General features: G+C 51.5%; 23 protein-coding genes. 9 read left to right on the top strand and 14 right to left on the bottom strand.

All coding sequences use genetic code 11. The annotated features are described in order from the left end of the window. Nucleotides 1-53: 53 nt before the first annotated feature. Nucleotides 54-953 (bottom strand): LysR family transcriptional regulator, encoded by a 900-nt coding sequence (locus tag ABWV42_RS08690; RefSeq protein ID WP_353339780.1) that lies wholly within the window; start codon nucleotides 951-953, stop codon nucleotides 54-56. Nucleotides 954-1,103: 150 nt separating this feature from the next. After that, on the bottom strand, nucleotides 1,104-1,985 hold the full coding sequence (locus ABWV42_RS08685; RefSeq protein WP_353339779.1) for a LytTR family DNA-binding domain-containing protein: 882 nt from the start codon (nucleotides 1,983-1,985) through the stop codon (nucleotides 1,104-1,106). 330 nt (nucleotides 1,986-2,315) lie between these two features. On the opposite strand from ABWV42_RS08685, the gene ABWV42_RS08680 reads away from it, so the two are divergent. The 7 genes from ABWV42_RS08680 to ABWV42_RS08650 all read left to right on the top strand — a co-directional run bounded on the left by ABWV42_RS08680 (nucleotide 2,316) and on the right by ABWV42_RS08650 (nucleotide 9,932). Beyond that, nucleotides 2,316-3,401: a Hint domain-containing protein gene (locus ABWV42_RS08680; RefSeq protein WP_353339778.1), complete on the top strand. Its 1,086-nt coding sequence runs from the start codon at nucleotides 2,316-2,318 to the stop codon at nucleotides 3,399-3,401. 15 nt (nucleotides 3,402-3,416) lie between these two features. Further along, nucleotides 3,417-3,944 (top strand): Hint domain-containing protein, encoded by a 528-nt coding sequence (locus tag ABWV42_RS08675; RefSeq protein ID WP_353339777.1) that lies wholly within the window; start codon nucleotides 3,417-3,419, stop codon nucleotides 3,942-3,944. Between the two features lie 139 nt (nucleotides 3,945-4,083). Continuing rightward, nucleotides 4,084-5,160, top strand: a complete 1,077-nt coding sequence (locus ABWV42_RS08670; protein WP_353339776.1) for a hypothetical protein — start codon at nucleotides 4,084-4,086, stop codon at nucleotides 5,158-5,160. A 53-nt stretch (nucleotides 5,161-5,213) separates the two neighbouring features. Then, nucleotides 5,214-5,774 carry a cytochrome P460 family protein gene (locus ABWV42_RS08665; protein ID WP_353339775.1) on the top strand — a complete coding sequence of 187 codons (561 nt, stop codon included), beginning with the start codon at nucleotides 5,214-5,216 and terminating at the stop codon, nucleotides 5,772-5,774. A 64-nt stretch (nucleotides 5,775-5,838) separates the two neighbouring features. After that, a complete protein-coding gene (locus ABWV42_RS08660) occupies nucleotides 5,839-6,771 on the top strand; it encodes an MBL fold metallo-hydrolase (protein WP_353339774.1) in 933 nt (310 codons plus the stop codon). Nucleotides 6,772-6,930: 159 nt separating this feature from the next. Next, nucleotides 6,931-9,108 carry a mechanosensitive ion channel family protein gene (locus ABWV42_RS08655; protein ID WP_353339773.1) on the top strand — a complete coding sequence of 726 codons (2,178 nt, stop codon included), beginning with the start codon at nucleotides 6,931-6,933 and terminating at the stop codon, nucleotides 9,106-9,108. 53 nt (nucleotides 9,109-9,161) lie between these two features. Then, complete coding sequence (locus ABWV42_RS08650) at nucleotides 9,162-9,932, top strand: hypothetical protein (protein WP_353339772.1); 771 nt, start codon at nucleotides 9,162-9,164, stop codon at nucleotides 9,930-9,932. A 78-nt stretch (nucleotides 9,933-10,010) separates the two neighbouring features. Here the strand turns inward: ABWV42_RS08650 and ABWV42_RS08645 are convergent, their stop codons facing one another. The 7 genes from ABWV42_RS08645 to ABWV42_RS08615 all read right to left on the bottom strand — a co-directional run bounded on the left by ABWV42_RS08645 (nucleotide 10,011) and on the right by ABWV42_RS08615 (nucleotide 15,084). Then, on the bottom strand, nucleotides 10,011-11,201 hold the full coding sequence (locus ABWV42_RS08645) for a cation:proton antiporter (protein ID WP_353339771.1): 1,191 nt from the start codon (nucleotides 11,199-11,201) through the stop codon (nucleotides 10,011-10,013). Continuing rightward, nucleotides 11,198-11,740 (bottom strand): peptide-methionine (S)-S-oxide reductase, encoded by a 543-nt coding sequence (locus ABWV42_RS08640; RefSeq protein ID WP_353339770.1) that lies wholly within the window; start codon nucleotides 11,738-11,740, stop codon nucleotides 11,198-11,200. Before ABWV42_RS08640 ends, ABWV42_RS08645 begins: the two co-directional genes overlap by 4 nt. Further along, nucleotides 11,692-12,150: a carboxymuconolactone decarboxylase family protein gene (locus tag ABWV42_RS08635; RefSeq protein ID WP_353339769.1), complete on the bottom strand. Its 459-nt coding sequence runs from the start codon at nucleotides 12,148-12,150 to the stop codon at nucleotides 11,692-11,694. The genes ABWV42_RS08640 and ABWV42_RS08635 overlap by 49 nt, the downstream gene beginning before the upstream one ends. A 145-nt stretch (nucleotides 12,151-12,295) precedes the next feature. Continuing rightward, entirely contained in the window at nucleotides 12,296-12,859 is a 564-nt protein-coding gene (locus tag ABWV42_RS08630; protein ID WP_353339768.1) for a peroxiredoxin family protein, read from the bottom strand. Between the two features lie 8 nt (nucleotides 12,860-12,867). Beyond that, nucleotides 12,868-13,371, bottom strand: a complete 504-nt coding sequence (gene msrA, locus ABWV42_RS08625; RefSeq protein ID WP_353339767.1) for a peptide-methionine (S)-S-oxide reductase MsrA — start codon at nucleotides 13,369-13,371, stop codon at nucleotides 12,868-12,870. A 1-nt stretch (nucleotide 13,372) separates the two neighbouring features. Continuing rightward, a complete protein-coding gene (gene msrB, locus ABWV42_RS08620; protein WP_353339766.1) occupies nucleotides 13,373-13,816 on the bottom strand; it encodes a peptide-methionine (R)-S-oxide reductase MsrB in 444 nt (147 codons plus the stop codon). Between the two features lie 164 nt (nucleotides 13,817-13,980). Beyond that, nucleotides 13,981-15,084, bottom strand: a complete 1,104-nt coding sequence (locus ABWV42_RS08615; protein ID WP_353339765.1) for a cytochrome P460 family protein — start codon at nucleotides 15,082-15,084, stop codon at nucleotides 13,981-13,983. A gap of 386 nt (nucleotides 15,085-15,470) precedes the next feature. Between ABWV42_RS08615 and ABWV42_RS08610 the strand changes: the two genes are divergently transcribed. Then, on the top strand, nucleotides 15,471-16,070 hold the full coding sequence (locus ABWV42_RS08610) for a hypothetical protein (RefSeq protein ID WP_353339764.1): 600 nt from the start codon (nucleotides 15,471-15,473) through the stop codon (nucleotides 16,068-16,070). A gap of 12 nt (nucleotides 16,071-16,082) precedes the next feature. On the opposite strand, the gene ABWV42_RS08605 is transcribed toward ABWV42_RS08610, so the two are convergent. Continuing rightward, a complete protein-coding gene (locus ABWV42_RS08605) occupies nucleotides 16,083-16,595 on the bottom strand; it encodes a hypothetical protein (protein WP_353339763.1) in 513 nt (170 codons plus the stop codon). A 117-nt stretch (nucleotides 16,596-16,712) separates the two neighbouring features. On the opposite strand from ABWV42_RS08605, the gene ABWV42_RS08600 reads away from it, so the two are divergent. After that, the gene (locus ABWV42_RS08600; protein ID WP_353339762.1) at nucleotides 16,713-18,827 is read left to right on the top strand and encodes an AIPR family protein; all 2,115 of its coding nucleotides are present in this window, start codon (nucleotides 16,713-16,715) and stop codon (nucleotides 18,825-18,827) included. Between the two features lie 17 nt (nucleotides 18,828-18,844). On the opposite strand, the gene ABWV42_RS08595 is transcribed toward ABWV42_RS08600, so the two are convergent. The 4 genes from ABWV42_RS08595 to ABWV42_RS08580 are packed head-to-tail and all read right to left on the bottom strand — an operon-like array spanning nucleotide 18,845 to nucleotide 23,538. Further along, nucleotides 18,845-19,279 (bottom strand): EcoRII N-terminal effector-binding domain-containing protein, encoded by a 435-nt coding sequence (locus ABWV42_RS08595; RefSeq protein WP_353339761.1) that lies wholly within the window; start codon nucleotides 19,277-19,279, stop codon nucleotides 18,845-18,847. Beyond that, entirely contained in the window at nucleotides 19,276-21,090 is a 1,815-nt protein-coding gene (locus tag ABWV42_RS08590) for a DEAD/DEAH box helicase (RefSeq protein WP_353339760.1), read from the bottom strand. Before ABWV42_RS08590 ends, ABWV42_RS08595 begins: the two co-directional genes overlap by 4 nt. Beyond that, on the bottom strand, nucleotides 21,083-21,907 hold the full coding sequence (locus ABWV42_RS08585; protein WP_353339759.1) for an HNH endonuclease: 825 nt from the start codon (nucleotides 21,905-21,907) through the stop codon (nucleotides 21,083-21,085). The genes ABWV42_RS08590 and ABWV42_RS08585 overlap by 8 nt, the downstream gene beginning before the upstream one ends. Next, nucleotides 21,907-23,538: an ATP-binding protein gene (locus ABWV42_RS08580; RefSeq protein ID WP_353339758.1), complete on the bottom strand. Its 1,632-nt coding sequence runs from the start codon at nucleotides 23,536-23,538 to the stop codon at nucleotides 21,907-21,909. Before ABWV42_RS08580 ends, ABWV42_RS08585 begins: the two co-directional genes overlap by 1 nt. Nucleotides 23,539-23,554: the final 16 nt, after the last annotated feature.

Genomic DNA, 23,554 nt, shown 5'->3' with positions numbered 1-23,554 from the left:
AAATTGACCGAAGCGAAAACAAGGGGGTGCAAGTGGGAGCCTGACCGCCTCCGTCAATGGGACTGAGGCTGGCTCGGTGCTGACCAGTCAAATGTCCTGGACATTTCCAGGATATCACGAACTTCCTTTGGTGTTCCTGAGCCGGAGACGGCAACCAGAGAGATGGTACGTTCCAGATCAAGGCCATCGACTGAACGCAATAGAAGGCCCGCAGCATAGCCCGATCTCTCCGGCAGGGTTGTTATGCCGACCCCCATCGCCACCAATTGCTGAATCCAGTCTTCCCTCTCTGACTGGACCTTCGGCCTCATGACAACCTTGCGATCCATGAAGTGCTCGATCACCTGTGATCTGAACTCACAGTGCAGCCGATCAAGGTAGGGCTCTTGAGACATTTGCGCGGGAGTGACGCTCGATTGCTTAGCAAAGGGGTGATCCTCCGATACTCCCAACAAAAGGCGCTCGGAGAACAATGGAACAACGCTCAATTTGAGATTGGGCGCGGGCGGGTTGGTCAGCAAACATAGATTGTACTTCCCCGAAAGAACTTCTTGCTCCGTTTCGCCGGGTTGCATCTGATGAATCGTGAGTTCGACGTTCTCAAGTTTCGTAAACACCTGTTTTATGAAGCCGCTCAGAATTGAGGGAGAAACGGTGGTAGCTACCCCTATGGAAAGGTGGCGCCTTTTCCCCGTGATGGAGAGATCGGCGAGTTCCTGAACGTTGTTGAGAAGCTTGGCAATTCGCATGAACTCAACCTGGAGTTCCCGACCCAAAGCTGTAAGTCTCGTATCTTTGCCATCCCGGTACACCAACAGTGAGCCCAGCTCATCTTCGAGCCGTTGGATAGACTTAGTGAGACTCGGTTGAGACACTCCACTCAGGCGTGCTGCATCCGTGAAACTGAGGGTCTCCGCCAGATTCAGAAAATACTTGATTTGGTTTAAGTCCACCTGACGTCTCCACTATTTACCGACACAGTGCCCCATTCTTAATCGAATTTTGGGAAAGGACACAACTTGGGGCCAGGAACCAATCTCCGGAGAAGGCGGTGAACGCGTCAGAGACATTGCTCAAGCAGCTTTCTGAGATGCGCCTTCTTGTTAGTTGATGCGAACAGTCGGTACGTGTTCTTCGAGCCAGGCTTTGATTTCTTTTTGCCGCGCTTCAGCGACAGGGATACGCTCTCCATTCACCAGTATCAGACACATTTTTCGCCCCTGCTTTGTTGCCTCAGAGATCGCGTTTTTTGAAACCCAAAAAGATCGATGCGTTGGAACTCCCCATGCCGTTTCGGTCTGTTGCACAACTTCAGAGAGCTTCCCATAGACCGTTTCAGTAGACCCATCGGCAAGGTTCACTTCAAGATAGTGATCCACTGATCGTACGAAGAGAACATCTTCAATCGAGTACTTCGAGCGACCCAGTGCGAGACTGGGGGTAGTGGCTTCGGACTTGTCCATACTGTAGCGAAGGTACCTCGCCTCCAGGACAGGCTGTACGAACTCGAAATACAGAAATTCGAAGGCAAGGACGCCAATTAGGCTGCTGACGCAATATGTCACGAATTCACTCGATGGGGGCAGGGGGGCGCCAGTTGCCAGGAATAGTCCGCTTCGATTGAGAACTATTGTTGGCGCTATCGTCAGGAACGGAATGATGGGTAGGTAGACACGGGGAAAGCCAAGCCGATTTGAACATGTGGCCCAGGCAATGACAGCAAGAATGTAGATTGCGACTGTATCGAACGCTGCAATCAGCCAGTAGAGCAATCTGGGAAGCGGGGTCAAAATCTGGCTGAGGCCGTGTGCGTCGAACCAGAAGAAGAGTAGTGCACCTATTCCTACAAAAGCTGAGAACCTGAAGTTTACCACCGCTCGTCGGAGCTCGGGCAATGTAAACCGGATAATACGACCACGCATTGTTGTTACTTCTAGAGCTTGTTGGTCGTTCCCTTCCGGGCGCATTGCCTTGTTTGTCTTCAATTCCTGAATCCTCGTGCCGCTTCTTCCTGCTCTACCGCCCTTGGTTCGCGCTATGCATTCACTGCGTACAATGTTTCCTCCGATTTCGGCTCTACCTCAAGTTTGAAACTCTAGGGTCTGTCGGGTTCGCGCTTCGTCAGGCTGTAGTTTCTTCGATTTCACGAAAAACAAAGCGCATCCACGATTTGAAAGCTCTTAGCCGTAAATTTTTGGACCACAACTCGAACTGGAAGTGGCACGCGAGTTCCGGTTCGACCGAGTGGGATTGGTCATTCTGGTGAGGCTTGTGGCTCGTGCCTCATACACAGGCGTTGGCAAGGGACAAGTAAAGTGCCGATATACTATAAATATGACCAAACCCTGCTAGGAACCCAAACGACAATCAACGGCTCCAGCTTCAACTACAATGGAACCCCGCCAACTGGCGGTGACTGGAGTTATTCTGGGGTTGTTTTTTCTCATCGAGTCGATGAGGCCTCCAATTCTGCAGTGAACTACAACGGAGACGTAACGAACGAAGTCGTTCCCAACTCAATCAAATTGGGAGCTTCTGGGGAACAGTCTTCAGAGATTTCTGGTACTCAAACGGTCGTCCTGTACGACTATACGTTTCGTGTAACTGATGGAACGAACAGTTACGACATCGCAGTAATTGACGCCGATCTGAATAATGATGGTGACGTCAATGACCCAGGAGAAGACGGCTATTACCTGATTTTTATTGGCGACGTTCCACCTCCAGACACGAATTTGACAATCGTCGGAATTGTGGACAATTCGACCGCAAGGACCCACGCGTCACTTGGAGGTCGAGTTGTTTGCTTCACCGCCGGAACATCGCTCGCAACGATACAGGGAGCCCGTCTAATCGAGGAGCTTGCGGTAGGTGACGTCGTTCTGACCCTGGACTCCGGCTACCAGTCAATCCGATGGATAGGAAGAATTGAGTTGCCGGTTTTCGGGGATGTGGCGCCTGTTGAAATCAGCGCTGGAGCCATCGGAAATCCCGAGTTCATATCCGTATCTCCTCAACACAGAATGCTCATCAGTGACCCGATCTGCGAGTATCTTTTTGGGGAGCGAGAGGTGCTTATTCCTGCGATCTATCTATTGGGTCTACCCGGTATAGCTCTTCGCCGGAGCGGTATGGTGGAGTACTTCCATATTCTGTTCGATACCCATGAGCTCGTGTTGGCAAACGGGTGTTGGTCAGAGAGTTTTCACCCAGGCGAGCAGGCTATTCGTGCGCTTTCTTCCCCGGCAAGAAACGAATTGCTAGCCCTCTTTCCTGAACTTGAGAATGCATCCAGTAACGGACAATTCCAGGTGGCACGGCGATCATTGCGCAAGTTTGAAGCACAGTTGCTGCTGAATGAAATCTCAATTGATTTCGATGTTTCTTCAGCGCGGGCCTGAGGGGGACACACTGCAATGTTCGCATCCGGTACAAAACTATTGGCCTCTGATGAGTGCTATATTCCCGTCGAGAAACTAAAAATCGGTGACTGTCTGCTCTCAGTGCTTTCCGGGCATGCGGTAGAGATAACGGACATACTTTCCCGAAGTGTGCCTTTGCCACGGACGTCGGCATCTCCTCAGCCAGGCGCCAATTTAAGTTCGCTTTCACCTGTCATTGTGCCTGCTGGTTTTCTTGATGGTCAGCGCCCGTTTGAGGATGTCGTCGTGTCTCCCGGGCAAGTGGTTTGTACCGTGCAGAACTCCACAGGATACAATCGCTTGGTTGAAAACACCGCGAAGGCCAGTTTTGGGCAAAATCCTGAACTATCGGAAGGCCTGCATTCGGTCGAATACTTCGCGCTGTTTTTCGAAGACCAATACTATTTGAGTGCGATCGGCCTGGTTGTTCGTGGCTATGACAGCAGGGTTCTCACGGAAACGGGTGATTGGCTTCGTGGCCCTGAAGAGACTGAGCCAACTTCTGTGTCAGGTTTCAGTTGATGCAGCGGCCAGCCTCTTTAATGCCCCACGGCTATAGAATGTATAACTGTCCGCCGGTTGGAGCCAATTCTAAACTCAAGTTGCAATTCATCGCTCGCATAGCGCGCGATGGCCTTCCAATCCCCTTAAGGACAATTCGATGAAATCCAACGTTTTCGCCAAGCTTGGTATGATAGCAGCTACTGCTTCCGCCTCGATTTTCACCCTGGGTCTCCCCGTTTTCGGAGCGGGGCACTTTATCTCAGGACTACAGGGGCTCTACCCTGAGTATGACCTCAATGACGCCTATGTTTTTCAGTCAACCACAGCCGGCCACACCTCATTCATTCTCTCAACAAATCCCAGTGTCCCGGGATCCTTAATTCCCCCAACCGGTGCCAACTTCGGAGCAGGCGGTCTCTACAATCTCCACATCGCAACCGATGAACAGATCGACGAGGGAATAACCTACGTATTCTCCTTTCAAGGCGACGAAATCCAGGTTTCGAAACTGATGTCAGCCAACGCAGACATCGGTGCGACCAGTGAGCACCTGGCGAACGGAACAGTCGGGGAGGCGTTCTCGCTGCCCGGCGGTGTTCAGGTATGGGCGGGGAGGGGAGTAGATCCCTTTTTTGGAAACGGTGTGGGCCTTGCCGGCTTCAATGCAAAGCGCCAGGCCGGAACTTTTTCTCCCGAGGCCTTTCAGGAAGGAGGGGACCTGTTTGCAGAGGCGACCGCCAGCTTCATCGTCCTGGATGTTCCAAACGAGTTGTTGTCAGACGAAATCCGCTACTTCACCTCGACTGCAGTTGTTCACAATGAGGAATGGCATCAGATCGACAGGCTGGCGAACGTTCTGTTCCCATATGTGTTTTTTGCAGACACGCCCGCCGTGCAGGAGGATCACCAACAGCATCGCCCTGACACAGATGTTAGCGAACGCCGGCAAGCTGCGGTCAACAATGTTTTCATGGCAACCAGTTTGTCCGGGGCGCAGGAAGGCAACGAACTTGCATACGCTCAGGAAGTTGCCGATGTGATCCTTCCGGATGTGATTACCTATAAAACGGGAACACAAGCTAGTTACACGCTTGATGCAATGAACGGTCGTGCTCTTCACGATGACGCCATGAACACGGTTTTGAACCTGATGAATGGCTTGGCGGTGGATGATCAGGTCAACAACGCAGGGCGCTATGGTTCAGCGTTTCCTTACATTCTTGCAGTCGAATGATTGCGATCCCCTGCACTGATTTCAAACTTGGCTCAAAACTTGGGAGAATAATCATGAGAACAAGTATCGGCTCTCTCTGCGCTTGCATTTGCGCCTTAGTCCCAGCCGCGCAGGCCGACCAACTGCCAAAGCTGGAGATAGCATACAACGAAGACGGGTCAGTGGACCGTCCATTGAACTATCGAGAATGGGTCAACGTAGGCACAACGTTGCTGCCAAAGGGGCAGGTCAACATTATCGATAACAAGCCGATCGAGAACAGCGAGTACATTGATACCTATGTCGAGCCCCACTCGTTTGCGATGTACATTGCAACCGGTGTCTGGCCCGACGGCACTCGAATTGTAAAGGAGTTCACGGCCACCAAACCATCCGCTCCAGACGAGGCCGTTGTTGAAAGCCACTATAACGGACTTGGCATGATTTTGAAGGATACCTCCCGGTTTGAGGAGGAGACAGGGTTCCTGGGATATTTCCAATTCGGCCATCGCCCCGAACCCTACGAACGTCGTGCCGTGCCGATGCCGCGAGAAACGTGTTCCAGCTGTCATGAGGCTCTGGCGAGCGATCAACAGTACATCTTCGCAGATCATCACATAGGCCTCGAAAGATAGGCCCGCGTGAAAAGGCGCGTGTTTGCGCTGTTCAGTAACCTAGTAAACTTGGAGTATCCTAAACATGAAGCTTGTACCGACCCTGGCTACCTTTGCTGCAACGCTTTTTTCAACAGCGGTTGTCGCCGAAGACAAACCAATCCTTGGTTCGAGGTCCTTTCTGGATGAGGGCAACAACAACAGCATCATTGAGCACCAATATAGCGAAGGGGACTACCTCAAGCCTGGCGATGTGGGCATCGATTTCTACGGGCACATGGCGTTTAAGATTACTTCTCCAAACGGCATTACAATGGTGATCGACCCCTGGAGAAACGATCCTACGGGTGTTTTCGGGGTCTGGTATCCAGAGGAGTTTCCCGAGGTGAGCGCAGATATCGCAATCTCGTCTCATGCACATTTCGATCACGATGCAGTCTATCGCGTTAAGGCATCAATGAACCTGGAGCGTATCGCTGGCGTGTTCCATCTTGGAGATGTCAAAATCACCGGATTTGCGGACAAACACCAATGCCACGCGCCAGGAGAGGTGAACTGGACGGCATATCTCAAGAGCGAGTTTCATCTCGATCTTGAAGAGCTGTGTCCGGAAAACGCGCCGCGCAGTTGGGACAACGTGATCTACGTGATCGAAACTGGTGGTATGAAAATCGGTTTCTGGGGTGACAACCGTCCGGATCCGGACCCGCATCTCTTTGAACAGCTTGAAGACCTTGATGTCATGATAATGAACATCGACGGATCGGGACACATCCTGTCCTACGAACAAGTAAATGACATTCTGGATCGAATTAAACCAAGGTCTGTCATTCCCGGGCACTACCTGCAAGTCGGAACGGTTTTGGACAGCTCGACTCTGAAGAGTGCTGATGAATGGGTTTATAAAAACGCCGATGTTGTCGCTTTGAACAGCGCGAGTTTGACGGTGAACAAGGCTCTTCTCGAGGGTGCTCAAGGCCGCGTCTACTACTTTGGCGACAATGTAAAAAAGGACTGACGTCAGCGTGTCAGTCACAACGGTCTCGGAAACTCACACTTAAGCGGTCTGGGGAGCAGTAGCGAGTAAATGTGATGTTTCCGACCTCCAGCCAGAACCACCTCGCGTGGGAGCAGGGTTTTGGCTGGGGGGCAAATTTCATCCGGAGCCACAGTAGACATGACCCCAACGACGCCTTCGCGACGCCCCTTTAAGCAAGCGGTTTTGCTGCTGGTGGTGCTGTCCGCCAGCCTCTGTGCACTACAACTGCAGGCTTCTGTGCCAGTTGAAACAACAGGGGTGGTATCTTCCATGGCTGATGATCTCGTTGGCCTGGCAGAGAATTCCAAACAAGTCGAACGCGAACAAGGGAGAGGTGGCTCGTTTAATCCCGCGCTCATTGCACAAAGTGTCTATGAGTTCGGTGAGGTCCTCACAACGCGTGTTGGCACGATTTTCGGTGCATATCGCGAGGTGCCTGGTGTTCTGGATCGAGGCTACCGCGCCTTCCTGGATCAAAGTGGGCGTAACGATGCACGAGGGTTTGTGTTCGGGGTTGCCATTTCATTTGCGATCGCTGCCTTTTGCTCTCAGTCAATACTCAGGTTGATGACCAGGATCAGGGTTTTGGATCTCCGCGGTCTTTCCCTGCCACTCGGAACGCGTGACAAACTCCTCTTCCAGTTCCGTGAATTCATGAGCGGCTGTCTTTCGGTGGGGGGCTTCGCGGTAGTGGCAGCGATTACCTATCTGGCATTTTTTGCATCGAGTGCAGCAGATAGGCTTGCATTCTTCTACTATTTGGTGCCGACCTGCGTGTTTCTTGTCTCGTTGCGTTTTCTCCAGGTCTTTTGGTCCCCGATGGATCGAACCTTCAGGCTCCCCGATCTGTCGGACGTCGAGGCCAGGAAGCTTTACTGGTCATATGTTGTAACCATTGGTTTCGCGGCATTCGCGTTCTTTACTTGCGCGCTGATCTATACGTTGGGAATTAGCGGTCCGGAGCACGAGCTGTTTCTGGTGGTTGTTACGGCTGTGTCTTCCGGGTTTCTTGGATTTGCCTTCTTCCTCAATCGAAATGCCATTCGCAAAGATCTCGACGTCGACGGCAAATCTGGTGGTTGGTTGATGGCCTGGCCATTGGTGCTCTCCTTTGTGCCCATTGCGCTTTGGTCGGCACTTTTCACAATGACTGTGCTGGAATTGAATGCTCCTTACGGAGCAGCTCTCTTTACCGTTCTCGTTTTGGCGGTCTTTCCGCACATCGATGCCGCGGTGAAGCGCCAGGAACTGGAATTCTCAAAGTTGGAGGAGGGAGCGCTGGAGTTTGCGATCTCCAGGGCTGTCAGGCCAATTCTTGGTATTCTTACGATACTTGGGTTGGTCTACGCTTGGGGTATCGGACCCAAACAGTCATCGACGGATACCTACTGGAGTACTCTGGCCAATAGTATGGTCTACATTTTCGCTGGGGTGGCATTATGGAGGTTCAGCGACGCCTACATCGGACGGATGATCGAAATCGAAGATGGAGGAGATGGCGAGGCCAATGTTGATCTGGGCGAAACCGAAATTGGAGGAGCGGGTTTGTCGCGAACCCGAACGCTTCTCCCCCTTGCTCGACGAGTCGTGCAGGCCTTTGTCCTTGTAACAATAATCATATCGGTTCTGTCTGCCATTGGTGTGGAGATCGGGCCTGTACTCGCCGGCGCGGGCGTTCTTGGCTTGGCAATTGGCTTTGGATCACAGACCCTTGTCCGAGACATAGTCTCAGGTGTTTTCTTCCTGATTGATGATGCAGTTCGTATCGGTGAATACATTGATACGGGTTCCGTTATGGGCGTCGTCGAGAAGATGTCCGTTCGCTCCATGCAGCTTCGACATCACAGAGGGGCGGTGCATACGGTTCCGTTTGGAGAGATCCAGTCTTTGACCAACTACAGTCGTGATTGGGCGATAATGAAGCTCCGCTTCACCGTCCCATTCGATACAGATCTGGAAAAGGTGAGGAAGCTTCTGAAAAAAGCGGGACAACAGCTCGCGGAGAACGAAGACATCAGAGATGACTTCATTCAGCCTTTCAAGGCTCAGGGAGCGGTAGAAGCTTCCGACCATGGCTTCGTGATCAGTACCAAGTTCATGTCAAAGCCAGGAAAGCAGTTTCTCATCAGGCGGTACGCCTTTGCGACGGTGCAAAGAGCGTTCGAAGAGAACGGGATCAAGTTTGCGCGGCCTACAATCAATGTCGCGTCAGACCGTGACGAGGTGTTGGAGCCGAAGGTTGAGGAACTGGCGGCCGCAATGGCCAGGGCCGAAGAGAAAAACAAATCTCGGAATCCTGGTCTGGAGCCAACCTGACAGGACCAAATTGCATGTGATTCAGACCCGGTAAGCTTGTTGGAGGAAAGAGTATGAAAGTGAATGCAAACGAGACCCTTCTGCTTGGAATGGTCGTAACCTGGCTTTTCACCCCTTTTGCCTATGCAGACATCAAAGCTCTGCGAAACGGCGCTTTGCAGGCAGAGTTTTCCATTCAACCTGGTACTGCCCCCGCCAGTGTTTATTCGGAGCTGGTAATGGGACCTGGCGTTCCCGTTACCAACAGATTGGTAGTCGTTGACACAAGCTTGCAGCAACACGTTGTTCAACTGGATCCACTGCAGCTTGTCTTTGAAGGTCCGCATCCGCTTTTGGCTGATTTGTCCGGTGACGGCTTTAACGAGGTGATTGTAGTCGAGACCGACAAAGAGCTCGGTGCGTCACTTGCCGTCTATGGGGTGTCGAACGATGCGCTTGAAAAACTTGCCCAAACGCCTTTCCTTGGTAAGCGCCCTCAGTGGCTGTCCTTTGCGGGCATCGCGGACTTTGATGGCGATACAATCAATGAAATTGCAATTGTTGAGAAACCACATGGTGGGAACGTGGTTGCCATTCTTGAATTGAAAGACAACTCGCTTGTGCGTTTGGCGGAGCTGAAAGGACCGACAAATCACGTGGAAGGTACAGACTTTTTTCAAAGCGCACTTCGAAAGTGTAATGGACGTGTGGAAATTCTTATGTCGGACCATGACTGGGCAGAAACCATAGCAGTTTGGCTTTGGGAAGGAGAGTTGAAACAGCGCGCCCTCGGCCCGTTTAAGAGCCTGGACCACTTGAGAAAGCTCTCAAGTCGCTGCGACTGATTGCCGTCTCAAAGGTGCCAAATGAGTAGAGTTCGGGACAGTAGGAAACATAGCAGTGGGCCAATCCTGGCGGGCGCCCTACTTTCCAATTCGCCTTGCAAGAGGGGCCGCTGAGAAACCATGCAGTAAAATCGACGCCCCTACCGTTAGTGAAACACATGCAAGCAATTCAGCTTCGTTTGGAAAATCAAATTCATCGATGATGATGAGCGTGAAGAGGATCGAAGCCAGCCCGCGTGGTCCGAACCATCCCAGAAAGAGTTTTTCCGGAAGCTTGAGACCGGATCCCGAAAGGGAGAGCCAGATAGGCAATACACGTACTGCAGAGAGAAACAGCAAGGCCAGCACTACGGTCGTGACCTGCATGTGCTCAATTCCTGTAGGTAGAAGGAATGCTCCAAAGGCGAGAAATGACGCCATCGTCAGAAGTTGGCCTGCGCCTTCCATGAACTCACTGATAAAGTGAATGTTGTGTCGGAAAGTGTTGCCAAATGTCATGCCTGCTACGAAGGCAGCAATGAAACCATTCCCGCCAATTGAGACTGACACTGCGTAGGCAAGGAAGGCCGAAGAAAGAAAAACAAGGCCGGACGCGGACTCGTTTGTCAGATCTGCTCCCTGAGCCCAGTCGAGGAGTTTTGCAATAGCCCAGCCGACGGCTATTCCTGCAAGCGGGCCGAGAACGATCTCGCGGAGCGCCTCGAAGGCCAGGTGGACCAATTGCTCGTCACCTGCGTGTGTAGCAGACGCCAAAACAGCGCCGAAGAGTACGAAGGGAAGGGCAAGGCCATCATTCAGGCCGCTCTCCACGTTTATTGACTGCGACAGATCTTCCGGGACTTCGGAGCTGTTTACTACAGGTTGTCCCAAAGCGGCATCTGTGGGCGTCAAAACAGCTGCAGTCAGCATCGCCATCGCCACGCCTGAGGCCGGATTCAGAGCCAGGGCCACAATCGTTCCCAATGCAATGGTAAGTGGCATACCCACGATCAACATCCTCGCCGGAATTCTCCACGACGTTGACAACTGCTTGAATCTGACATGGCTCGCGTCCGCGAACAGGACGAGGATCAAGGTGATCTCCGCCAATACTCGCTTGCCTTCGTGAACGGCTGCAGTTTCCCCGATTTGTTCAAGTGGAGTGGATAGTGCAAGGCCAAGCATTGTGAATAAGATTGGCAACGTCAGGATCGTCCGTCCAATTGCTTTGCTGGCCAGGGAATAGGCGGTGAAGGCCAGCAGTACGATGATAGTTACAATTGACGTCATGTGGTTACCCGATCTTTCAAAAGCTCAGGAAGGTTGCGGCGTAGCAGTGCGAGCTTAGGGTCAATGTAGGTGCGGCAGAACGGGCGCTCCGGATCAGTCTTGTAGTATTCCCTGAACCGTTCGTCGGAGTGCCTGAAGCCGGCAAGATGAAGGACCCGGGTCACGAATTCCGTACCTGTTTCCTGTGTGATCTCCTTCACAATTCTATTTGTTTGTTGAGCCTGAGAAAGGCTCAGGCAGTAGATTGCACTCCGGTACTTTCCCCGCATGCTGTGTTTGGCCGTGCTGGCATGGGTTGCAAGGTGTACACGTACCAGGTTTTCCAGAGCGACTTCGGCGGGATTGAAGGTTACCCGGACCGCTTCAGAAAACGCGTCATCCGGGGCCAGTGACGCGGCAAAGCCCTGATCAACTTCCGAGACCCCTCGAATGGCGTGGAAAACAGCCTCAGTGCACCAATGGCAGCCGCCTCCAAAGGCTACCTGTTCCATCAAGCTACAACCGGCGTCGCGCCCTGTGCGAGCTTCAGGCGTGTCCATAGGTTCATGTTGATGACGACAGCAGCGATTTCTGCAATGGCGGTTTCGTCATAGTACTCCAGCAACTCTTCATGAAGGTCGGGCAGTACGATGTGGTCGTAGTCTGTAAGCGCCTCGCAATATTCCAGCGCGGCCTGTTCTCCTTCTGTGAACATCGAGCTTTGTCTCCAGCTTGCGAGATGCGCAACTTTCTCTTCCGCTATTCCTTGCTCGCGCGCGGCCTTCGTATGAAGGATCAGGCAGTATGAGCAGGGGTTCATCTGGGCTACCCGCAGGCGAAGCAGTTGCGCTACCTGGCCGTCGATAGACAGGCCGGCCGTATAGCCAACTGACTTTGCCATTTGCCTGGCGATGCTATGAAACTCAACGAGATCGGGATCAAAGCGAGTGTTGGTGAATTCCAGGTTCATTTGTTTCTCCTGTCTGAGCTCCAGGGCCGTGAGCCGATGAAGGCTCACGGATCGGGCGTTTTGTCAGTTGGCTGTGAACACCCTACCGTTGTGGGGTGGCGAAGAGCTTGAACACTTCGTGAACGAAAACTGTTTCAAGCAGGGTTCAGGAGTCCGGGACGCGATGCATGTCGACGCTTTCTTCGCCAAGGGCCTCCAGCAAGCGATCAGCATCCAGCCTGAAGTCCGCAAAAACGACGGCTCCGGACGGGTCGATCACGGTGAACCAAGGGGTTCCTGCGGTTCTGTAGTCTGCCATGAAACTAGGGTACTGGTCGCCATCCTGGACGACATCATGACCAAACGGCATTTTCAGGAAGTACTGCTCCTGATTTAGCCGGAGTTTTTCGACAGTATTGACATCTTCTCCCTCGAACACGGTTTGAATTACAGCAAAGCCAACGTTTTTGGACTTGAGGCTGGAGTGTAGTTTCTTGAGGGTGGGAAACCCTCGCGAGTGACACCCGGGACACCAGTGTTGGAAGCAGAAGATAATCTTATAGCCATCACCAAGATCGGCTAGTTTGAGCGGACGTATTAGCTCTTTCCCATCTGAACCGATCCAGGTCTCTACGCGAAGCTCTGGCGCAAGTCTGTGTAGATTTCCAAATTGCATTGAGGTTCCTTTCAAAAGAACAAGCTTGATTGTCCAGTTTTTCTGGACCGTCACATTGGCATTCAGGCGGTTTCCCGTTTTGGCAGCACCCAGTCAGTGCGCGCGAAGTGGCAGGTATAGCCGTTCGGATTCTTCTCGAGATAATCCTGGTGGCAGTCTTCGGCCTCCCAGAAATCGCCCACGGGTTCGACCTCGGTCACCACCTTGCCGGGCCAGAGACCCGAGGCATCGACGTCGGCAATGGTGTCCAGGGCGATGGCCTTCTGGTCTTCGCTGGTGAAGTAGATGGCCGATCGATAGGACATGCCAAGGTCGTTGCCCTGACGGTTAGGGGTGGTCGGATCGTGAATCTGGAAGAAGAACTCCAGCAGCTTGCGATAGCTGATCCGCGCGGGATCAAACACGATCTCGATCCCCTCGGCATGGGTGCCGTGGTCGCGGTAGGTGGCATTCGCGACATCGCCGCCCGTATAGCCTACTCGGGTCGAGACAACGCCATCCATCTTGCGGATCAGATCCTGCATGCCCCAGAAACATCCGCCAGCCAAAACTGCACGTTCCGTCATTCTAGATCTCCTCAACCTGGTCCAGATAAGCCCCATATCCTTCGGCCTCCATGTCATCGCGATGCACAAACCGAAGGCTTGCCGAATTGATGCAATAGCGCAGGCCGCCACGATCCATCGGACCGTCCGGAAAGACATGGCCCAGGTGGCTGTCACCATGTTTGCTGCGCACTTCCGTCCGCACCATTCCGTGGGTGGTATCGTGATGTTCGGTTACATGCGCCGTCTCGATCGGTTTGGTGAAGCTTGGCCAGCCGCAGCCTGACTCGTACTTGTCGGACGAGGCAAACAGAGGCTCGCCAGAGACGACATCGACGTAGATGCCCGGGTCCTTGTTGTAGAGCAGCTTGCCTGAGCCGGGTCGTTCGGTGCCGTTTTCCTGTGTGACCCGGAACTCTTCAGGCGAGAGGTTGGCAATTGCGTCTTCGGATTTGTGATAGTTCACGTGTTCTCTCCCATTTTACTTGCTCATGAGGTGGGGAGGGGAAACAAGAGTTACCAATAGGTGGCCGCTATAGGTTCGATGCACGGTGTTCACCAAGAGATCTCACGTTCGCCTGTTCCGGAGTTACTCGGATTTCCGACTAACTCCAGAACTGCTCGCCGATACTATGGAAGCCGGCTGATCACAAAATCCCGACCTCCACGGTGGCATCCGGTGCACTCACTAACCCCGTTTCCAATCACGTTCTCGTAGATTTTGGATGGATCTGTTGTGGAAAGGAACTCAACCCAGAACCAGCCCCGGCCGTTCGCGCTTTCCTCGTCCGTCTTTATTGCTACCGCCCAACCAGTAACTTCGGTGGCACTATCGTTGTATAGCTCTTTTACAACTGCAGACCCCTTTGGGTGCTGCTTGAATTTGCCCGCCAGAGATTGAGCCAATGCATCTGAGAAGTACACCTTTACCGGCATACCCGGAGTGATGTGTGGGCCGGCCGAAGGGTGCACTGCTTCTTCCGCAGGGCCCATTGTCTTGTATTCACCAGACTGCAGGTGTTTGAACAAACTGTCTCGATCAGTCGGCAGAGGGCTATCGACGGCAGGTTGCTGCTCCGACTGTGATTGCTCAACGGCGGCCTTGGTTGTCGAACCTGCTTTGGGGCGGCTGTCGGAAACACGCGGCTCGCTTGCCCTAAGCACAGGGTAGAACTGGGTAAAGACAAAGTCGTTTGCGGCTGCTGATGCGTGACAGGAGTTACAGGACGCCGCAGGAAATGGTTGAGCCGACTCTTTCCATTCTGCCGGGGTTTCCCCGAAGTTGTAGTAAACCCATCCGCCAGGGTCATCGAAACGGGTGGTATCTTTCACGGTCAACTCGAAACCGGAGTATTCTCCGTTGAAGTACCCCCGACCAGAAACTGCCTGACACGAGCCATTTTCGGCATCGACATCACCGCAATCGTCCCCTCGATAGAGATGTGTTCGAACCTTTGCCAACTGTGTGCCATTTGCGAACTCGCCGGTTCTTTTGAAATGCTCGAAGGCCTCAGGTTCTATGTAAACGCTATGAAACTGTTGAAAGCTCGCCTGGCCTCCGTTCAGGGCATTTGGGGTCAATGGTGACCCAACGAAGACCCATGTCTCCCAGTCTACCGGGCGAACGACCGATCCATCCTTCGTATATTCGGGACCGAAACCAGTTTCCTGGGCGCCCAATTGCGTCGCAGCCATTGCGAATATTGCCATCGAGCTAAGAAATTTCTTGTGCATGGGTGTCCTCCTCAGGGATGTTGCCCGCCGGGTTTCGGGAGAAGTGAAATCATCGCGGGATCAAGGCATCCTAGCCTTGGGGGATCTCCGGCATCCAATAGCTGGTCGCTATAGTTTCAATGCCCTGGATTAAGGAAAACTACGCGGTCGGGAGCCATTCGATAGCCCCCTCTTCGCAGTCAATATGCCCCTTTGTGCGAACAACCTTCTCCCTGTCTTGTGGGCGTAGGTTAGCTAGACTTGGGATAGAGAAAGCCGGAACATGGATTTCGCGAATTGGTAAGAGAATTCGCCAAATGGACATAGGCTTTGTTCGAGATGATGGCTGCGATACAATGTTACGTGCCAGCATTGCCAATTTCGAATTTGCCAAAAGGAAATATTGTATGGAAGTTCTAACACCTGATCTGGTGCGCAAATCTATGAATGGGTTCTACGAGAATCTTGAAAAACTTGATGTCGGAAATTTGCTTAACGAGGATCTAGAGAGAAGCAGAAATAGCTTTTTGTTTGTGTGTTTCGTGACGGTTTGCATCGCTGTATTGGACGTCCAACAGGTTTCGATTGTTGGTGCCAAGGTCTCATTGAAATCAAATGGTGAGTTCGTGATTTTTGGGTTCCTTATTGCGGCGTCAATCTTGATGGCAGCTTACTATCTCGTAAATGTTCGGAGCAGTATTATCGACAAGAGCGCACGGTATAGAATGCTTTCACTCGCCTTGGTCGGAACCAACTCAAAGCTGAGCGAACACCAGTATGAAACTGAGAACGCCAAGCGAACAAACCAAAAAGGTTTATCAAAGGTTGACGAGGAACTCCTAAAAACGTTGTCGGAAGAGATTGCCAAAAGCCAATTGGCCATTGAGGATTTTGAAACTTCGTTCAAACGCCAAAAGGCTATCGCGCAAGCGCTTCCGGTTTCATTTGTTGTTGTTGGAGTAATGGCGGAGGCTTTGGCGATTTGGGTAGGTCGTGGATACTACTAAACGCCAACTCATTCATTCAACATGAGCCAAACCGCACGATCTCACAATCAGTTCACCGTCTTTCAATTCGCTGCTTTTGTGAAGGTGACTTATGTGCAGGTGCCGAACACTATTCGGGATCACTGAGCGGCGAGTTGTTGGCTCAAACTCGTTTTCGCATATCAATTGACCACCTTCTTGAATAAGGAAGACACGTTTGTCGGAAGCCAACGGTGTCATCGTGACTAGAATACAGGGCTCTTGGCCTTTTTGAAGTGAGGCAAGAAGCTCCTCGAAATTGACTTCTGATTGAATGAACTCGCACTCACCGCTCATGTGTTCACTCAAATCGTGGCCGAAGGCGATGCCAGTGGTCAACGTTACTAACAGTGGTGCCATGATCATTAGACTGCGTCGCATAGGAAATTCCTCATAGAAATACGAACTGTATATTGGGCCAAGCATCGAGGGAGCGTCAAGAATAGCCGGTGCTCTTGAAGGACTAATGCGTATTGCTTTGGGGAAATCAGGTTCCTGTTTCGTCATTCTGGGGGATGAGATGTTGGAAAAATTATTGAATTTCAGTGTTTTCGAATACATTCTGATTTTGGAAAGGCACCATCCTAGTGCTGGAGATTTATTGATTTAGGCCGTGGGCACAAAATGACAGATTTATCCGATTTCAATTCGTCACTCTTGGAGGAAGTACGTCAGGAAGCCAACCAAGGAGGGGTGTCTGAAGCCGACGCGTTCTTTGAGTGGATGGCTAGTCGATTGGAAACCGAAGGCGAAATTGCAACGATGGATCGCGCAGAGTTCGCTGGTAGCAATTCCGGAAAAACAGTGCGGATTGACGGGATTGGAGGACACCCACGGGAGTCAGAAGGCGTTCTCAGTGTCATTGTCTGCAATTTTCTGCCCGATGGCGGGCTACACAAAATGAATAACCAAGAGGCCAAGAAGTACTTTGGCCATTTGATCAATTTTGTGGCTGCCTCGCGACGCAAAGCCTTCCGTGAGGGCTTGGTTGAAGGGAGCGCTGAATTCGGTGTGGCCAAGTTGATTTCGTCGGCGTGGCCGTCAGTGACAAAGGTCAAACTAATCCTGCTCACCAATGCGATCTACAGTGCTCGAACGGATGCGGTTTTGGCAGGGAAAATTTCGGGCATCCCCGTAACATACAATATTTGGGACCTAAATCGGTTTCACAGATATGAAACATCTGGTCATGCAAGAGAGAAGATAGTCGTGAATTTTCGCGAGGACTTCGGGGCAGCCATTTCCGCTCTGCAGGCTTCTACACAAGATGAAAAACTTGATAGCTATCTCGCGGTCATCAACGGTGAGCAGCTAGCCGAAATTTACGATAAATGGGGCGCGCGTCTTCTTGAGTCAAATGTCCGTAGCTTTCTTCAGGCAAGGGGGGCCGTTAACCGGGGGATCAGGGACACGATCAAAAATGAACCGGAAATGTTTTTCAGTTACAACAATGGGCTTTCGGCGACTGCTGATAGCATTGAAGTCGAACATTCGCCTGACGGTTTGAAGATTCTTTCCGCGGTCAATCTGCAAGTGGTCAACGGTGGCCAAACGACTGCCTCGCTTCATGCCGCAAAGCGCACCTCGCCGGAAACGTTGTCTCAAGTTTATGTACAGATGAAGCTGACAATTGTTCCGCCGGATGCTTCAGAAGATATTGTTCCGAACATTTCGAAATATGCAAATAGTCAGAATAAGGTGAGTGCAGCGGACTTCTTTTCGAACCACCCATTCCACATGCGTATCGAGTCGTATTCGCGTCGAGTTCTGTCTCCGGCTGCAGAAGGTACGAATAGGGAAACCAAGTGGTTTTACGAGCGAGCAAGAGGGCAGTACCAGGTGGAAAGGGCCAAGCTATCAGCAGCTGAAAGGCGACGTTTTGATATGGAGTATCCTAGAGCGCAGCTCTTTGTAAAAACCGACCTTGCCAAAGTAGAGATGAGTTTCCGACAGTACCCAGATACCGTCAGCAAGGGAGCACAAAAAAACTTCGGCGTTTTCGCGCAGGAAATAGGAAAGGAGTGGGATCGTAACAGCAAGCGCTTTGACGAGATTTGGTATCGACGGCTTGTGGCCAAGATCATTATCTTCAAGCATCTTGAAAAAACTGTTCCGAAACAGCCGTGGTATCCGGGGGGGTACCGCGCAAATATTATTACCTATGCGATTTCAAAGTTCGCAATCGATGTGGATGATGCTGAAAAAGTTATTGATTTGGATGCAGTCTGGCGACGTCAATCAGTTTCCCGAGAATTAAATGATGGATTACTTCTTGCGGCTGAAGCCGCTTCTGAGGTTGTCACTCGCCCCGAGGAAGGGATCAACAACATCACGGAATGGGCAAAGAAACAAGCCTGTTGGGCAGCGTTACAGAGATCGAAAATTGACTATGGCCCCGAAGTATCAAGTTGCCTTGTCGATCCAGAAGAAGCGCAAGAAAATCAAAGGGATTCCAGAAAAAATGAAGCGGTTGTTTCCGGTATTGAAGCGCAGGCAAATGTAGTAGAGGCTGGGGCAGATTGCTGGAAACGCCTGCGGTCTTGGGGGGCTGAGAAACGAATGTTCAGCCCCAAGGAAGATGGCATACTGAAGACTTGTGGCCTACTTCCAGCAAAGCTCCCGTCCGAGAAACAGGCGATCATAGCTGTTGGCCTTCTTGAGAGGGCTCGGGCTGAAGGATACGTCGACGTTGAAGATGCGCCGAGGATCAAGATTTCAACCCTTTCACGCCCTCACTGAATGGAACTTTGACAGGATCAATGGACTCTGCGCCAACTATTCAAACGAATGCGGACACCTTCCTGTCCTTCGTCGGGTTCCTGAATGGCTTTTTGCTGAATACGGATAGAATAGACGGAGCTATCTTCCGTTTTTGTGATTTCAAATTCATCTCCCTCTCTTGCCCCGACGTCGCGGAACCAACTTGTCATATGAGTAACCCGATACTCGTCTCGAGTTCCTCCTTCGTCATGGTGTTTGTTGTTGTAGTAAACGAAACGAAATCTAAGCCTCTGTCCCTCATCGTCTACGCATTCGAGCCATGCGTCCGGGTTCTTGATTCCTGGTTCCAAAGACGGGAGGATTTTCAGAAGTTCTTTCTCACCTTTGGGAATGTGGATCCCTGCTTGGTGCCCACCAGTGCTTCCAACGTCATTGGCGCTCAGAGTTTTTCGGAATGTCTGCTGGCTCATTTTTTCCTCGGTGTAATTTCCAGGGCGCGTTTCAAATCCTCGGTGTCCCTTGTGGAAGTAGGAACTGTTTCATTAGCTAGTTCATTTTTCCATTCGGAACGGTCCATCATAACTTCTTCCACCGTTTCTTTGTAGAAGAGCCGATACACGGTTACAGTTTCGGTTTGCCCTCGCCGATAAGCCCGAGCACTGGCTTGAGCTTCGAGTGCGGGGTTCCATACGGGGGTAAAGTGGATGACAACCGTCGCGGCCGTGATGTTTAGCCCAGCTCCTGCGGCCTTTGGGTTCAGAACCAAACAAGCCGGTCCGTCGTATTCTGCAAATTCGTCAATTTTGCTTTGGCGGTCTTCTTGCGGCGTTGATCCATTGATTGCCCCCCAAAATGCCTTCGGAAGGTCGGCCCCGGCTTCCTGCAACAGTTCTCCGACCCGATTAAACAGGGAAAACACGATTACTTTGCGGCGGTTTCGAAACGCCTCACCAAGTAGCTCGACCGCACGCTCCATTTTGGGGGTGATCAGGGGCATTTCCGCTGCAGGGGATAGTTCCGCGTCTTCTTCATCCGCACCTACCTTGTGGCGCAACCAAGGATGTGCACATAGAAGCTGCAATTGAAGTGTTGCCACGAGCGCTCCTGCCACAGGGTACTTCTCCATGGTGGTGCACCTGACCTGTTCGTAGTGATCTATCAGTTTCTCATCGAGCTCCAGTGGAAGATCGATGTCTATTCGTTCTGGAAGATCGTCGGCGACGTCTGCGACTCTCCTCCTCAAGATGATAGGGTCGGTCAAACGGCCAAGGTTTTTGCCAGAATCTATGCTGTCAGGGTATTCTTCTTCGAACTCGATACGGTCGCCAAGAAGCTCTGGGATCGCGAAATCCACAAGAGACCAAAGGTCCAGAAGCGAGTTTTCCACGGGCGTACCGGTTACAGGAATGGACTTGGCACGGGGGATACTTGCAATAGCTTTCCTGCGATTTGAATCTGGATTTTTGATCGCTTGAGCTTCGTCACAAATAACCCACGACCAATCCAGTGAAGATATTAAGGAAATGTCATTCACCATGGTATCATAGGTTGTGATGATTACTTGCGCAGTTTGAAGGCCGCTGACCACGCCAGTTCGATGGGCGCCTCGATGAACTAGAACACTGAGACACGGAGCAAATTTCTCGAACTCCCGCTGCCAGTTTGCAATCAAGCTGGTTGGACAAAGAATGAGCGCGGGCGATAGTGTCGCTGGTTGCTCTACCAGCAAAAGAGCAATTATTTGTAGTGTCTTGCCTAGTCCCATCTCATCCGCGAGGATGAGGCCTCCAGTTCGAGATATCGTGTCCCACATCCATTTTACTCCGCGAGACTGGTATGGGAAAAGGTCAGCGTTCAGTCCTGGAATGCACAGCGGTGCATTGTCCTGTTCGGCAGCATCTTTTCCAGCAATCATGATCGCTTCTGAAGGAGAGGCTTGGATTTCATCGTTTTTTGAACGGATCATTCGAAGAGCCGCGCTGAATGGTATATCTGTCGGATCGTGTTCGCCGACAATCTCATTCAGCAGGGAAACAGAGTCATGCGGGATAGGTCGAATGACCTTTCCATCAACAACCCAAGCATGCCTATTGCTGGGCGCCGGCAACTCAAATCTCTTTCCTCTTACCGTTCTCACGCCGCCAAGACGGGCTACAATACGAGTGTTTTCACGATCCAAAAGTACCACGGGGTCCACCAGGCGTTCCGAGACTGAGTAGCCGTCAGGGATCGAATTCCGTAGTTCGGAAAATCGCTCTGGAAGAGAACTTAAGTCAACCATCTGTATCTTTCATTAAATCTTGAAGTTCGCTCAAAGACCAAGGGATGGGGCGCTTGGTATGTACGGCTCTGTGACAATTAGGGCAAAGTGGGACCAGATCTGTTGCTGGATCATATGGCTTTGATGTGGAAAGGTTCCCAAGCGGTTCAAGATGATGAACTTCTATTGTCCCACCTGCTATTCCGTAGCGTTCTCGAGGCTCAAATCCACAAGCAGCACATTTCTCACCGTGCAATCTAATGCAGAGCAATCTATTTCGAGGGTTGCGTTCGCGCCGGTTGACGACAGTTGGCTTTAGACCACCTTCTAAGACGGGGCCGTTCGTGCCTAATTCTTCTTCAACAACATCGTATCCTATCAATTCGGCCATAGCAGCCATCAAAGGAACAATTACTTCTCTGCAAGTCCGGGAAACCGCTTCGTCCGTGTCTGCACTGAGAACATGTCGGATTGTGGCTTCGATTTGGAAACTACCGTTTTCGACAAGCCATTTTTCCTGCGGTTGATCTCCGAAGGAAACCTTAACCGAAGGATCTATGGAATTAACCAATGCCCTTGCCAGTTGTACGTCTTCGTTGGAGGCTTTGCGAATTTGCCGGATGATTTCGCCGGAAAAGTGTCCGAACGAAAGCTGTACACGATGAGCCTTTAAACCGTGAGGTCGAATGCGGGCGACGGGTCCGTTCTTTTCATCCAGATCATCAAACCAGATCCGCATGGCCGAACGCAGCCCGCCTTTGTCCAGAGACACCGCAATTTCAGCTCCTGTGCCCTCCTCGAGCTCTGCGACAATGAGGTCCCTTTTTGACGCAATCATCACTCGCCTTTGGTATCGGTCAGTTCGCCAGGCTCAGGGTCCGGCAAGTTTCTAAGAAGCTTGCGCAGGTTGTTGGAGATTTCCGATCGAATGTCTTCAAAAATAGGGGCAAGCTCTTCATTCGTGTTGTTTTGTTCTGCTGCAGAAAAAGCCCATAGAAGCAGATCCATACCTTCAATGGCGAACCCGTTTGCTGCTGCCCGATGGTATATCTTTTGGTAAAAGTCGTGATGCTTGTTCAGATGAACCGCAGGTACATGCCCATCGGTAGATGAGCTATGGAACGCAGGTTGCCAAAGCTCTCCACTGGTGATCGTTTCCACCGCGTGAACGTGTAGATGGTCTGAACTCACGTTGTTTTCGACTGGCGACTTTATCCGGATCTTAGGCCCCATATTGTTCGAGACCTGAGCAAGCTGTTTTTCTGGGTCAACGGATGTAACAACTGCCTTGTCTGCATTGGAGGTGCTGGCAATGTTCTTGTTTGCGCTTGCATGGTCGACAGCATTATTTGCATTTGCCTGTGCTCGGCTTTGCCGTCGATAGCGATTTCCCGCTTCGCGATAGATAGGTTGCAGAAGCGTTCTCAATCCATCTTCAAGATCGGGGTGAAATAGGATGCGCGATTTCTTAACGTCGATCCGAAAAGCGTCATCAAGCTCATGTCCAAAGTCAAACTCTATTCGAAGCAACGATGTGTGTGGTTCCGGCGCGCCGAAAACGTCCATCCATCCTCCGTCCTGAATGAGACGACCTTCTCGGTAGACATAGAAACCTTGAGCTCGGTTGGTTATCCGAGCAAACTCCTTCTCTTCATCTTTGGTCATATCGCGGCGGTGGGGGAGTATCCACGCTCTAATTGTAGCCTTTTGTTCAGATCCATCTGGCATTTCAATGAGTAGCGCTTGTTTCTTTTCCTGCAGAACCTGCTCTGATCGCTTAGGATAGAAGGGGTTCCAAGGGACAACCGGGCTTTGATTGATGAAGATATCGAGATTGCGCTCTCGCTTGTCGGACTTGTCAGTAAAACGATGGTATACCAGCGATAGGTGCTTGCTGATCGCGTCTGCAAGACGCTTAATTGCAGCCTGTTCTTTGGAACCTCCAGCCTCGTATTCTTTTGAAAGAATGCGGTCGCACTTTTCCCATACAACGAGTGTGCCGGTTTGGCCGCAGAGCTCGTCAAACATCTCTTCTTCGTCTGTTGTTACAGGTTCTTGCAACATTTCCCAGCGCCGCTGCGCCGCAACATGGTCGAGATCCCATGCGAGTTTAGCGAGCGGCTGTTCAGTCGAGGCTTTAGAAATGATCGTAAACTTCTTGCAAACAGAACTGGATGCCGTTTTGAGACCAAGACCGAATTTGCCAAGGCTTTCCGGGTTTTCCCTAACCGGGGCGCCATAACGCATTGCGCTGTGCAGACTTTCTGCATTCATGCCACTGCCGTTGTCGCCAAAGTAAACGAGCTTTCGCCCGTCTTCGTGGAGGACGATTTCCACATTGATTTCGTCGGCATGGGCTGCAATGGAGTTATCTATGATGTCTGCGGCTGCAGTCCTGACATTGTATCCTGTATCACGAAGACCGAAAATCAGTCTTTCTGCATCGGGTTCATTGATAAGATCTTTCATCTGTTCGTCCTGGTAT

Origin of the sequence: Pelagimonas sp. KU-00592-HH (assembly GCF_040369695.1) — a bacterium.
In the GTDB taxonomy this organism is placed as follows: Bacteria; Pseudomonadota; Alphaproteobacteria; order Rhodobacterales; family Rhodobacteraceae; genus Shimia.
The sequence above is the reverse complement of the archived record's forward strand: the minus strand, read 5'-3'. Positions and strand labels throughout refer to the sequence as shown.